This window comes from Chitinophaga pollutisoli, from assembly GCF_038396755.1.
In the GTDB taxonomy this organism is placed as follows: domain Bacteria; phylum Bacteroidota; class Bacteroidia; order Chitinophagales; family Chitinophagaceae; genus Chitinophaga; species Chitinophaga pollutisoli.
In genome coordinates, this window is the sequence record NZ_CP149822.1 from 22,538 (window position 1) to 35,724 (window position 13,187).

Below are 13,187 nucleotides of genomic sequence, written 5' to 3' on the forward strand. Positions count from 1 at the left end.
ACAACATTAAGCCACGATATGCGGCAATTGCACCGTAAACGTGCTGCCTTCGCCCGGAATAGAGAATACGCTGAGGCGGCCGTTGTGCAGATCGGTGATGCGGCGGCAGATCGACAATCCCAGGCCGTGCCCCCGCACCTGCTGGGCATTGGTGCCCCGGTAAAAAGGTTCGAAGATCTTCTCTTGTTCCGAAGCCGGAATCCCCGGCCCGCGGTCTTTCATATGTACGAGGATGTACTTGTCGTTAAAATCTAGAATCACCCGCGCGGAGGCGTCTTCCGAAAACTTGCAGGCATTATCCAGCAGGTTGATGAACAGGATGCGCAACAACGCTTCATTCCCGTTGCAGGTAATCATCTCGTCCTGCTCCGGCTCCCGTAAAAACTGGATGTCCACCTTCCCCACCGATTTCCATTTCCGCCGCACGAAATCCGCCGTATCCCACAACAGCTCATCCACGCGCACGGGCGTAAATGCGAATTCCGCCCGGTTCATTTCAGATTGCGCCAGCTGCAGCAGCCCGTTTGTCAATTCCGACAATCCCTCCGCGTCTTCCAGCACCGATTGCAGCACGGTCTCATATTCCGCACCGCTCCGCTCTTTGGCCAGCGTCACCTGCAACTGGCTGATGATCGCCGCCAGCGGGGTCCGCAATTCGTGGCTGGCGTTGCTCACAAAGCTCTTCTGCAAATCGAAGGAATGGCTCAGGCGCTGCAACATGGTGTTGAAGTTGGCCCCCAGCTGCGCGATCTCGTCGCTGCCTTTGATCTCCACCCGCGTATCCTGCAGGTTGTTGGCATTGATGGAATCCGCCTGCTCCACGAGCCGGTCGATCGGTTGCACCATCTTCCTGGCAAAGAAATACCCCACGCCCACGAGCAGCACCACGCCCACAACAAGTTCCAGGAACAGGATGCGCCGCAGGTTCTGCAGGTTCTGGAAACCGTATTTGTCGAACGAGGACACGAGCACCAGCACGCTGATATTGTCTTCCGTATAATAAATGCCAGCCAGCTCCCCTTCGGATTCGTTCCGGATAAAGGACCCGTTTTTTTTGATATGGTCCAGCAGCGTCCGCGGCATACGCAGCGCCGTGTCGCTCACGTTGGTATAGAGCAGATCGTATTTGTCGCTGTACACGAGGATCGTTTCCTGGTACAGGTCCTGGAAGGTGGTTTTGTCCAGCTTCCGCAGCAGCCCGATCTGCACCTGGTCGTTTTCGATGATTACGCTGCCGATGGAGCGTGCGCGGTATTCCAGCCGCTCCAGGTACTCGTCGCGGCGCGATTTGGCGGAGAAGTAATACGCCAGCACGGCAAACGCGATCAGCAGGAAGGCGGCCGACAGCGTATAGTAAATCGCTATTTTGTATTTGATCTTCAAGAAAGGTCAGGATTCGTCGGACAGGAAGTACCCCATGCCCGTTTTGGTATGCAGCAGTTTTACATCGAAGTCTTTGTCGATTTTTTTCCGGAGGAAGTTAATGTACACCTCGATCACGTTGGTGCCGGTATCGAAATCGATGTTCCAGACTTTTTCGGCGATGGTCATTTTGGAAATGACTTTCCCTTTGTGCAGGGCGAGCAGTTCGAGCAGCTGGTATTCTTTGGCGGTGAGAGGGATCTTCTTCCCGGCGCGCCAGGCTTCTTTCCGTTCCCGGTCGATTTCCAGGTCGCCGATCAGGAGCTTGTCGTTGCGGTGATGGGATACTTCCGCGCCGGCTCTTTTGAGGAACACGCGGATGCGCGCCAACAGCTCGCGGAAGTCGAAGGGTTTGACGAGGTAATCATCTGCACCCAGTTCGAAGGCCTGCATCTTGTCGTCCATGCCGCCGAGGGCGGTGAGCATGATGACAGGTACTTTCATATTCCGCCGGCGGATGATTTCGCAAATTTCGTATCCGTTGTTGTGGGGAAGATTGAGGTCGAGGATGACCAGGTCGAATTCGCCGGAAACGGCGAGGCTCTTGCCCATCCGGCCGTCGTAAGCCACTTCCACTTCGAATCCGTTTTCCTCCAGCCCCATTCTCACGGCGTTGGCAACTTTCACTTCATCTTCAACGATCAGTATCCTTTGCATGGCGCTAATCTAGGAAAAAATGAATAAACGGGCGGATTGGGTTAATGTTTGCGGTTGGGGAGCATGTTGGCCCTCGACCATTCGATCCTTGTTTCGCGGGGGAATTGCCGCACCTTGCAGTCGTCGATCTGGCAGCGGCGGCAGCTTTCGGGGATGCAGGGATCCGGGTGGATGAAGAACTCCGTTTCATGGCCGCCAAGCTCGCGGTCGACGGTCGTTTCCATGAATTTCAGTTCTTCGTGTACTTCGCTGAGATTCATGTACCAGGGCAGCGTTACATGGCAATCGATATGATAGTTGTTGCCGTATTGCTGCACGCGCATGTTGTGTACGTCGATCCATGCCGCGCGGCGGTTACGGTTGAGGATATCCGCGACGCGGTCCACCACTTTCATGTCGGTTTCGTCCATCAGCCCGCTGATCGATTGGCGCATGAGCTGGTAACCTTTCCGCAGGATGAGCGCCGCGATGCAAACAGATACCAGCGGATCGATCCAGACGAGCCCCGTGAACCGGAGCACCAGCAGGGCGGCGATGAGGGCCATCGAGCTGTAGGAATCCGTGAGAAGGTGCTGCCCGTTGCCGGAGAGCGTGATGGAACCGAGTTTTTTGCCCGAGCGGATGAGGTAAAGCCCTACCAGGAGATTCGCCGCCGCGGTGCCGCCGATCATCCACAAACCGTTGTCGATCTGCTCCAATCCGGGATGCACAAAAAAGAACTGTCCGGCTTTGAAAAGGATCAGGATGCCGGCGATGAAGATCATCGCGCCTTCGAAGCCGATGGAAAAAAACTCCACTTTGCCGTGACCGTAAGGATGGTTCTCGTCTTTAGGTTTGCCCGATAGGTAAATGCTGTAACAGGCAAACGCCCCGGCAACAACGTTGATGATGGATTCGAGCGCGTCTGACAGGATGGCGACAGAGTGCGTGAGGAAGTATGCCGCGAACTTCGCGACGGTGAGCAACAGGCTGATGCCCAGGGAGAGCAGGATGATCCGCAGTTCCTTTCTGATCAATTCGGGGAGATTTGTTGTAGATAGAACAAAGAAAGCGAAAAACTGTCAAACGACCTGTAAACAGGATGCATCCCTTTTGGGAAAAAAGAAAGCTGACCGGCAGCGGTGGCTCCGGTCAGCTCTATAAAAAGCGGGCAGGTGTTAGTTGCCGCTGTTGTTGTCGGTGTTGGGCTTGGGAGCCGGCGTGGCGTACTTGATCTCGATGGGACGACGAACGGGCGGCTGCTGCGGCTGCTGCGGTTGTTGCTCGCGGGGTTCGCGCGGCTCACGGGGTTCCCTGGGTGCTTGTTGCTCACCGCCTTCCTTCGGTTCTTTCGGCGCTTTGGCGGCCTTCTTGCTCGACTTGGGAGCGAAGATGGCGATCATGCGTTTGCCTTCCATGAGCGGCATGCCTTCGAGGGCGCCTACTTCGGCGAGGCGTTCGGCGAATTTCAGCAGGATCAGTTCTCCGCGCTCCTTGAACATGATGGCGCGGCCCTTGAACTGCACGTAAGTTTTCACCTTGTTGCCTTCCTTGAGGAACTTCTCGGCATGCTTGGCTTTGAAGTCGAAGTCGTGATCGTCGGTGTTGGGCGTGAAGCGGATTTCCTTTACCTCGCTCTTGTGAGCGTTGGCCTTCATTTCCTTCTCCTTTTTCTTCTTCTCGTAAAGGAATTTATTATAATCGATAATCCGGCAAACCGGCGGCGCGGCGTTGGGGGAGATTTCCACCAGGTCCAGCTGCTGGTCCTGCGCCATACGCATGGCCTCTTCCGTGCTGTAAATACCCGGCTCAACATTGTCGCCCACCAGCCTTACTTCCGGAACACGGATCATCCTGTTGGTACGATGTTCCTGTTGTTGTTCTCTTCTGAAGTTGGGGTTTCTGCCCCTGAAATTTGGTCTTGGTCCTTGTTGCATTAAAATGTTTGTTGTTAAAAGAGAATGGTGCTGACGGTGGACTAGTTTAAACCGGCATACCACACATTGGTTAAAATTGTTTTATTAGAACAAAAAGATTATTCAAATGGTTTACGATTAATCACTTCATCTTGCACCAGGTTGATAAATCCTTGTACATCCATGGTGCCCAGGTCTCCTTTCGCCTGGCGGCGTACCGCCACTTTCTCGTCTGTCTCTTCTTTTTCTCCCAGCACCAGCATGTAGGGAATCTTGGCTAATTCCGCTTCGCGGATCTTTTTGCCGATCTTTTCGTTCCGGTCGTCAATTTCAGCGCGAATTTCGGCATTTTTAAGCAATTCAGCGACTTTTTCTGCATACGGCACGAACTTGTCACTAATCGGCAGGATTTTGGCCTGTACCGGCGTGAGCCACAGGGGGAACTTGCCTGCGCAGTGCTCGATCAGCACGGCGATGAAGCGTTCCAGCGAACCGAAGGGCGCGCGGTGGATCATCACGGGGCGGTGCGGTTTGTTATCCGGACCGATATACTCCAGTTCGAAGCGCTCGGGCAGGTTGTAATCCACCTGGATGGTACCCAGCTGCCATTTACGGCCGAGGGCGTCTTTCACCATGAAATCAAGTTTCGGGCCATAGAATGCGGCTTCGCCGTATTCCACTACCGTGCGGAGCCCCTTTTCGGCTGCCGCCTCGATAATCGCCTGCTCGGCGCGTTCCCAGTTTTCATCGGTGCCGATGTATTTGCTGCGGTCTTCCTGGTCGCGCAAGGAAATCTGGGCGGTATAATCCGTAAAGTTGAGGCTTTTGAATACGTACAGCACCAGGTCGATCACCTTGATGAACTCGTCTTTCACCTGGTCGGGGCGGCAGAAAAGGTGGGCATCGTCCTGGGTAAAGCCCCGCACGCGGGTAAGCCCGTGGAGCTCGCCGTGCTGCTCGTACCGGTATACCGTGCCGAATTCGGCCAGGCGCACCGGCAGATCTTTATAAGACTTCGGGGAAGCTTTGTAGATCTCGCAGTGGTGCGGACAGTTCATGGGCTTCAGCAGGAATTCCTCGCCTTCTTCGGGCGTATGGATGGGCTGGAAGCTGTCTTTACCGTATTTCTCGTAGTGCCCGGAGGTCACGTACAATTGTTTGCTGCCGATGTGCGGGGTTACCACGGGAAGGTAACCGCTTTCTACCTGGGCGCGCTGGAGGAAGGATTGCAGGCGCTCGCGGAGCATGGCGCCTTTAGGCAGCCACAGTGGCAGGCCCAGGCCCACGCGCTCGGAGAAGGCGAACAGTTCCAGTTCCTTGCCCAGCTTGCGGTGGTCACGTTTTTTTGCTTCCTCAATCAGCACCAGGTATTCGTCGAGCTCTTTCTGGGAAGGGAACGTAATGCCGTATATGCGGGTCAGCATCTTGTTTTTTTCGTTGCCCTGCCAGTAAGCCCCGGCGATATTGGTGAGTTTTACGGCCTTGATGAAGCCGGTATTGGGAATGTGCGGCCCGCGGCAGAGGTCCGTGAAGGCGCCCTGCGTGTAAAACGTGATGGAGCCGTCTTCCAGCTTTTCGAGGAGGTCCAGTTTATAGGGGTCGCCTTTCGCTTTGAAGTAAGCGATGGCATCCGCCTTGGATACGTCTTTGCGGACGTAGGCGTTGTTCTGTTTGGCCAGTTCGTTCATTTTGGCTTCCAGCTGGCGAAGCTCCTCGTCGGAGATCTGCCGGCCGTCCAGGTCTACATCGTAGAAGAAGCCGCCGTTTTCCAGCGGGGGACCGTAGCCGAATTTCACTCCCGGATACAGGCTTTCCAGCGCTTCCGCCATCAGGTGCGCAGAAGAGTGCCACATGGTCGCCTTGCCGTCCGCATCCGTCCAGGTCAGCAGCTGCAATGCGCCGTCCTTCGAAATGGGGCGGGTGGCGTCTACCACCTGACCGTTTATCTTCGCCGCCAGCACCTTGCGGGCCAGCCCTTCGCTGATGGATTTTGCGATGTCCAGTGCAGTTACGCCTTGCTCATACTGTCTTACAGCGCCATCCGGGAATGTAATGTTGATCATAAATCCTTTTCTCAAATAAAATGCATGCGAAATTACAAAATCAATTACGATTTAGGAAATATGGTGTATGTCTTCCAAAAACCAATCGCATACAGATAAACACGAATTACGATAAATGGACTGCCACCGCCGCGCAGCTCCTTTTTTACTCCGGAATTTTCGCCCAGGCACCCAGTTTGCCGGCGCTCCCGACAGCCTCTGATGTAGATTAAGGTAGATAACAGGTAGTTAAGACGTAGATTACAGGTAGATTAGAGGTAGATTAAAGGTAGATTCTCCTATTTTTACCGGATGAAGACGCTGGCCGACAAGATCATTCATTTCAACACGCATCTCTCCTATCATGGCCGGTTGCCGGCGGGCATCCGCATCATGAACCCCTTTGCGGAGAACCCTTCGGTCATCCCCGTGATGGAATCTTTCTACCGGAAATTTTACAGCGACGGCCACCGCCGCCGGATGATCATCGGCATCAACCCCGGCCGCTTCGGTGCGGCGCTCTCCGGCGTCCCATTTACCGACTCGGCGCGCCTGGCCGACCCCTGCGGTATTACGTACCCGGGGTTCAAATCCTACGAAGTGTCTTCCGTATTTGTGTACGACGTGATCGCCGCTTACGGCGGGCCGGAGGCGTTTTACCGCGATTTCTACATCGGGTCCATGTGTCCGCTGGGGTTCACCATCCAGAAGCCGGGCGGAAAAGAAGTGAATTATAACTACTATGACAGCAAAGCCCTCACCGCGGCCGTTTACCCTTTCATGGTCGAAAGCCTCCGCAAACAAGTGGAATTCGGGCTCGACCGGGAGGTGGCTTATGTACTAGGTACGGGCAAAAACGCGGCGTTCGTGCAGCAGGTGAACGCGGCGGAAGGGTTCTTCAAAAAACTCATCCCCCTCGAACATCCCCGCTTCGTCATGCAATATAAATTGAAAAGCAAGCAGGAATATATAGATAAATACCTGAGGGCGTTTGCGGAGTAATCGTGGAGGCCGTGCCTTAGTTACTGTATACAAACAGTAAGGTTACTATAGGTATAAAGAGGGGTAAATGTATATCAAAGGTATATCAGCATGTAAGTTGGTTTGCAGTAACCCTATAGTTACCATGCTGTTACGATGAAGTAACTACACTTTTACCCCTCATTTACCTACATCGATATACATTCCCGCCCCTTTTTCTCACCCGGACTTGTCACTATTGCCACTATAGGCAACATATTTGCCAACAGGCCCAGCAATAGCCCTGCATGCACTCCATACCCGCTCAGTAGGGACTTAGCAGGGATACCGTACTGTAACCGTACCAACCGCGTCACCGGATCGTATCTTTCGGGACGGCGCAAACGGCTTTGACGCCATAAGGGTTCACCGTGATGGTATCGCCTCCGAGCCAGTAAGCCCCGTGCCCGCCAAAAGCCTCCGGGCAATGGTACCGGTACATCCCCCCCGACACGGCGCCCGTTTGCCGCAGCAGGTCGAACAGTTGCTCCGACGCCATTTCATAGGAATGCCGCCGCCCTTCCAGTCCCCCGTGCTCCAGGGGCATCGCCGCCAGCTCCGCCGCAATGCTGCCCGTATTCAGTTCAAGGGCTCCCGCGTGTACGGAATCCAATCCGGATGTATATAACGGCAGGCTGTCGAGCCGCCGCTTCATGATCGCCGCCGCCGCGTCGGTCAGCAGGGTGTCTCCCGCCGCCAGCGCGCCCGTCAGCACCGAGTAACTCTCCATCACCCGGCGCAGCGAATCCTGCAGCACCGCCGGGATCTCCACCTTTTCAAAACTCACCACCGGGTTCTCCCCTTCCCCCGCCGGCGCTTTGGCCGGCTGCGTACAGGCCGCCGCGGAAAAAACCGCCGTCAAACCCCATATCCAGATTTTCCTGCCCATATGAACCTAGTTTCCAACAAATATAGATGGAAAAAATTGACTATCTTTGCGGGTTTAATATCGATTTCACATGCTCATCGCACTGCAGGACATTACTTTTGAATTCGGCGCAAGGACTATCATAGAAGACAGCTCATGGCATATCGTACCGGGTGACCGCGTAGGGCTGATCGGCCTCAACGGCACGGGGAAATCCACGCTCCTCCGCATTATCAATGGAGAATACACCATTTCCAAAGGGAGTATCAATAAGAGCAAAGACCTCACCATCGGGTTCTTCAACCAGGACCTCCTCAGCTTCGAATCCGACGAATCCATCCTCAGCGTGGGTATGACCGCCTTCGAAAAGGCCGTGAAAGTGGAAAAGGAACTGGAAGAACTGACCAAAAAGCTCGAAACTTCCGAAGACGAGGCCCTGCTCATGGAGTACAGCGAAAAACTCCATGAGTTCGATATCCTCGACGGCTACAACATCCGCCACAAAACCGCCACGGTGCTGGAAGGCCTCGGCTTTTCCACCTCCGACTTGGAACGTCCCTACAACCAGTTCTCCGGCGGCTGGCGCATGCGCGTGCTCCTGGCCAAGCTCATCCTGCAGCAGCCCGACGTGCTCATGCTCGACGAGCCCACGAACCACCTCGACCTTCCCTCCATTGAATGGTTGGAAAAATACCTCAGCAACTACGACGGCGCCGTGATCATTGTTTCGCACGACCGTTACTTCCTCGACCGCATGGTTAACAAGATCGTGGAACTATACCAGCAGGAACTCCATCACTATGCCGGTAACTACGAGGATTATGAAGAAGAGAAGTCGCTCCGCCGCGAATTGCAGCAGCGCGCTTTCGAAAACCAGCAGGATTACATCCGCCAGCAGGAACGATTCATCGAACGGTTCAAGGCCAAAGCCTCCAAAGCCGCGCAGGCACAGTCGATCATGAAACGCCTCGACCGTTTGGAGCGCGTGGAGCAGGTCGATAACGGACCTTCCAAGATCCGGATGAACTTTAGTGTAGACAAGATCCCGGGCAAGATACTTTGCACGCTGAATGGCGTGTCGAAGTCATATGGCCCGATTAAAATATTGGAAAACGCCCGCGCGGAAATCAACCGGGGCGACAAAATCGCCCTCATCGGTGCGAACGGTAAAGGAAAATCCACCCTGCTGCGCGTGATCGACGGGTCAGATAGCTATGAAGGCGACCGCCAGCCAGGGCACAACGTGGTGACGAGCTTCTACGCCCAGCACCAGCTGGAGTCGCTGCATCTCGACAACGAGATCCTGGAGGAGCTGAAAAGCTGCGCCAGCGGGAATACCGAAATGGAGCTCCGCGGTTTGCTCGGCGCGTTCCTGTTCCAGGGCGACGACGTTTTCAAGAAGATCCGCATCCTTTCTGGTGGTGAAAAGGCGCGCGTGGCGCTGGCGAAAGTGATCATCAGCAAAGCGAACTTCCTGCTGCTCGACGAACCTACGAACCACCTGGATATGAACTCGGTGGACATGTTGATTGATGCTTTGGGTAAATATGAAGGCAGCCTCGTGCTGGTGAGCCACGACCGTTATTTCGTAAGCCGCACGGCCAATAAGATATGGGAGATCGTGGACGGCGAGATCAAGGAATTCGACGGCACCTACACCGAGTGGGAAGAATGGAAAAAACGAATGGCCGCCCAGGCGCAACCGGCGAAAGCGGAAAAGGAAAAGAAATCCGCCCCCGCTCCTGTGCAGCAACAGAAAGCCCCCGTCGATAATACCCTCAAAAAGGAATTGCAGAAGCAGCAACGCCAGGTGCAGAACCTGGAAAAGCAGCTTGGCGACTTGAAAGCCAAAGTGCAGCAACTGGAAGCCGATATGGCGAATCCGGATATTTATGCGGACAAGAACAAGTTCAAATCCGTGGAATCCGCCTATAAAACAGCGTCCGCCGAACTGGCTAAAGCCATGGCGGAATATGAGGCGGCTTTCGAGAAAGTGATGGAACTGGAAGAGAAAGCACAAGGATGATAACCGATTGTTTTCAGATAGTTGTCCCCCGGCAGGTCCGGGGGATTTTTTTTGCCGGGCGGTGGTGAAGGGGAAAGTTCATTTTATGTAGCAAATCCCGCAATTGGTGTAAAAAACATCTCGAACGGAATGCTTACATTTATATTGAACCGAGCATGGACATCCTGAAGACAATCACGCGCCTGCGGTTGCATCACGTAATATTTTGGGCCGCCTTCTTTGTGGTGTGGATCACATTGCGGATCGACGATTACCCCGACCTCACACCCACGGTGCTGGCCGGGTTGCTGAAGATCGTTTCGCTCGCGGGGGCGGTGTATTTCACCAATTACGTCCTGATCCCGAAGTTCCTGTACAAGAAGCGGTATGGGACCTTTGCCCTGAGTTTTACGGTGCTGGTGGGGGCAACAGGGTTTGCGGTGATTAAGATATTGAACTGGATCCTCCTGCCCTATGCGTCCACGATCTCGCATTGGCCCAACGCCACGCTGAACAGCCAGCTGTACGATGTGTATATCCCCTTGTTTTTCATGGTGGGCGCGGCGGCGGGGATCAAGTTTTACATCGACCAGATCAGAACACTCCATCATTTGCAGAGCGCCCTTCGCGCGGGCGCCGAACAGGAGCTCCAGTTCCTCCGTTCCCAGATCAACCCGCATTCGCTCTTCAATTCCCTCAACACGATCTACTTCCTCATCCGTAAAGATAACCCCCTCGCACGCGAAACCCTCCTGCGCTTCTCAGACCTCCTCCGCTACCAGCTCTACGAATGCAATTCCGAAAAAATCGACATTGCCAAAGAAATCCAATACCTGGAAAATTACCTGGCGCTGCAAAGGCTCCGGCACGACGAGCAATACCACATCCATTTCGAGTACGCGCCCGAGGTCAAGGATTTCGAAATCGCGCCTTTGCTGCTGATGCCTTTCGTGGAAAATGCCTTCAAGCACATCTCGCATCAAACGGCGAACAAGGTTCATATCCAGATGGAGCGGGAAAACGGACGGTTCTCATTTACGGTGAAAAACACCTGTGAGTCCCGGCCGCAGGGCGCGCCGGGAGGCATCGGGCTGGCCAATGTCAAACGGCGGCTGGAGCTTTTGTATAATGGAAAACACTCGCTCGATATCGCACCGGGTGCGCATCAGTTTGCAGTCACTTTAACCTTGCTGGTATGAAATTACAATGTCTGGTGGTAGACGATGAGCCCATGGCGCGGCAGGGCCTCCGCGAATACATCGCCGACGTCAGCTTCCTGGAATGGGCCGGAGAATGCGAGAATGCCCTCAAAGCGGCGGAATTCCTGCAGCAGCAGCCGGTCGACCTCCTTTTCCTCGACATTCGCCTGCCGCGCCTCAGCGGGCTGGAATTCCTGCGGACCCTCCCGCATAGGCCCCTCACCATCATCACCACCGCCTACCCCGACCACGCGCTGGAAGGCTTCGAGCTGGATGTGCTCGACTATCTGCTCAAACCCGTTTCCTTCGAACGGTTCCTCAAAGCCGTCAACAAGGCGAAAGCACAATTGAAACAAGACGCGCCGGACCACTTCTATATCAAATGCGAACACCGCCTGGAAAAGATCCGGTTGGCCGATGTGCTCTTCGTGGAAGCGTTGCAGAATTACATCGCCGTGCATACGCTGCAGCGCAAATACATCACCTACCTCACATTCAAGGCCGTGGAAGAATACCTGCCGGCGGAACAGTTCATCAAAGTGCATAAATCGTACATCGTAGCCGCTTCAAAAATCGACAGCATCGAAGGCAACACGATCCTGGTAGGCACGAATGAAGTGCCCGTCAGCCGCGCGCTGCGCGACGAGGTGATGGAAAAGATCCTGCAGAACCGTTACCTAAAGCGCTGAGTCTCCGGGTTTGGGCAGGCGCCGTCTCTTGCGTTTGTTGAAAAGCATCAGTCCCTTATCTATCCCTTTGCGCATTTCGGCCTGTTGTTCTTCAGGCAGGGCGATCACTTCCGCGCATGCTTCGCTGCAGCATTTGTTGTACTTCGCGGCGCATTTTTCGCATTGGATGAAAAGCAGGTGGCAACCTTCGTTGGCGCAGTTGATGTGATCGTCGCAAGGTTCGCCGCATTGATGGCACTGGGAGATGATCTCTTCGGTGATGCGTTCGCCCAGGCGGTCGTCGAACACGAAGTTCTTGCCGCGGAATTTGTTGGGAAGCCCCTGCTCGCGGGCTTTGTTGGAATATTCGATGATGCCGCCTTCGAGGTGGTAGACGTTGTTGAAGCCGTGGTGCAGCATGTACGCGGAGGCTTTTTCGCAACGGATGCCGCCGGTGCAGTACATGATGATGTTCTTGTCTTTGTTGTCTTTCATCATTTCCACCGCCATGGGCAGTTGCTCGCGGAAGGTGTCCGACGGTACTTCCAGGGCTTTGTCGAAATGCCCCACTTCGAATTCGTAGTGGTTGCGCATATCTATAATTACGGTGTCGGGATCTTCGGTGAGTTCGTTGAAAGCGCGGGCGTCGAGGTATTTGCCGCGGTTATCCATGTCGAACGTGGGATCGTCGATCCCGTCGGCCACAATTTTCTCACGGACTTTAATTTTCAATACCCAGAACGATTTGCCGTCGTCTTCCACCGCGATGTTGAGGCGGATGCCGTTGAGGAAGGGAATAGTGTAAAGATGATCACGGAAGGCTTCATAATTGTGTTCCGGGATGCTGATCTGCGCGTTGATGCCTTCGTGGGCGACGTAAATACGCCCGAACACCCCAAGTTGATGAAGCGCCAGGTACAAATCATCCCTGAAAATCTGCGGATCGGAAATTTTGGCGTACTGGTAAAACGATACCGTAACGCGGCGGAAGGTTTCCGCGGCCAACCGTTGCTTTAACTCGGTGGCGGATACTCTGTTGTGAAGAACCATACTTGAATTTTAAGGACCAACGCCGGTGGAACAAAATTCTTAATAAATTGATTGTCAAGCTGCAATTTCCTGGCATCTTCCAATTACGAAACCTGACAGGAACAGCAGGCGCAAAGTTACGGAAAAAAGTCGCTCCCTACTCTTTTGAGGGGATCAACCTCCTGGATTTCACGTCACATGTTTAAAAACTTATAAACATATCGAACATTTGCCCGGATACGGCAGTTAAATTATGGCACGCTTTTGGAAAAGGGGGAATATGAGTGTGTTACCGACCCCGTGCAGTTTGAGATTTCTTAACCCTAAACGTCACCTGTATGTACACGATTTACATTATTTCGGCCATTGTTTTATTCTGTCT

Annotated in this window: 11 protein-coding genes; 4 read left to right on the top strand and 7 right to left on the bottom strand. The window is 54.1% G+C overall.

The window, feature by feature from the left end:
- Positions 1-6: 6 nt before the first annotated feature.
- The 5 genes from WJU16_RS00050 to thrS all read right to left on the bottom strand — a co-directional run bounded on the left by WJU16_RS00050 (position 7) and on the right by thrS (position 6,037).
- Positions 7-1,383 (bottom strand): HAMP domain-containing sensor histidine kinase, encoded by a 1,377-nt coding sequence (locus WJU16_RS00050; protein WP_341836277.1) that lies wholly within the window; start codon positions 1,381-1,383, stop codon positions 7-9.
- Positions 1,384-1,389: 6 nt separating this feature from the next.
- Positions 1,390-2,079 carry a response regulator transcription factor gene (locus WJU16_RS00055; protein ID WP_341836278.1) on the bottom strand — a complete coding sequence of 230 codons (690 nt, stop codon included), beginning with the start codon at positions 2,077-2,079 and terminating at the stop codon, positions 1,390-1,392.
- A gap of 41 nt (positions 2,080-2,120) precedes the next feature.
- Positions 2,121-3,095, bottom strand: coding sequence for a cation diffusion facilitator family transporter (locus WJU16_RS00060; protein ID WP_341836279.1), 975 nt, complete (start codon positions 3,093-3,095; stop codon positions 2,121-2,123).
- 141 nt (positions 3,096-3,236) lie between these two features.
- Positions 3,237-3,995 (bottom strand): translation initiation factor IF-3, encoded by a 759-nt coding sequence (gene infC, locus WJU16_RS00065; protein ID WP_341836280.1) that lies wholly within the window; start codon positions 3,993-3,995, stop codon positions 3,237-3,239.
- Positions 3,996-4,093: 98 nt separating this feature from the next.
- Positions 4,094-6,037, bottom strand: a complete 1,944-nt coding sequence (gene thrS, locus WJU16_RS00070; RefSeq protein WP_341836281.1) for a threonine--tRNA ligase — start codon at positions 6,035-6,037, stop codon at positions 4,094-4,096.
- Between the two features lie 291 nt (positions 6,038-6,328).
- On the opposite strand from thrS, the gene WJU16_RS00075 reads away from it, so the two are divergent.
- Positions 6,329-7,018, top strand: coding sequence for an SMUG2 DNA glycosylase family protein (locus tag WJU16_RS00075; protein ID WP_341836282.1), 690 nt, complete (start codon positions 6,329-6,331; stop codon positions 7,016-7,018).
- Positions 7,019-7,349: 331 nt separating this feature from the next.
- Here WJU16_RS00075 and WJU16_RS00080 read toward each other — a convergent pair whose 3' ends face one another.
- On the bottom strand, positions 7,350-7,925 hold the full coding sequence (locus tag WJU16_RS00080) for a hypothetical protein (protein WP_341836283.1): 576 nt from the start codon (positions 7,923-7,925) through the stop codon (positions 7,350-7,352).
- Positions 7,926-7,995: 70 nt separating this feature from the next.
- Between WJU16_RS00080 and abc-f the strand changes: the two genes are divergently transcribed.
- From abc-f to WJU16_RS00095, 3 genes are all read left to right on the top strand, one after another.
- Positions 7,996-9,930 carry a ribosomal protection-like ABC-F family protein gene (gene abc-f / locus WJU16_RS00085; RefSeq protein ID WP_341836284.1) on the top strand — a complete coding sequence of 645 codons (1,935 nt, stop codon included), beginning with the start codon at positions 7,996-7,998 and terminating at the stop codon, positions 9,928-9,930.
- Positions 9,931-10,085: 155 nt separating this feature from the next.
- A complete protein-coding gene (locus tag WJU16_RS00090) occupies positions 10,086-11,108 on the top strand; it encodes a histidine kinase (RefSeq protein ID WP_341836285.1) in 1,023 nt (340 codons plus the stop codon).
- Positions 11,105-11,797, top strand: a complete 693-nt coding sequence (locus tag WJU16_RS00095) for a LytTR family DNA-binding domain-containing protein (protein WP_341836286.1) — start codon at positions 11,105-11,107, stop codon at positions 11,795-11,797. Before WJU16_RS00090 ends, WJU16_RS00095 begins: the two co-directional genes overlap by 4 nt.
- Here the strand turns inward: WJU16_RS00095 and WJU16_RS00100 are convergent.
- A complete protein-coding gene (locus WJU16_RS00100) occupies positions 11,786-12,826 on the bottom strand; it encodes a rhodanese-related sulfurtransferase (protein WP_341836287.1) in 1,041 nt (346 codons plus the stop codon). The two genes, WJU16_RS00095 and WJU16_RS00100, sit on opposite strands and share 12 nt — an antisense overlap.
- Between the last annotated feature and the right edge of the window lie 361 nt (positions 12,827-13,187).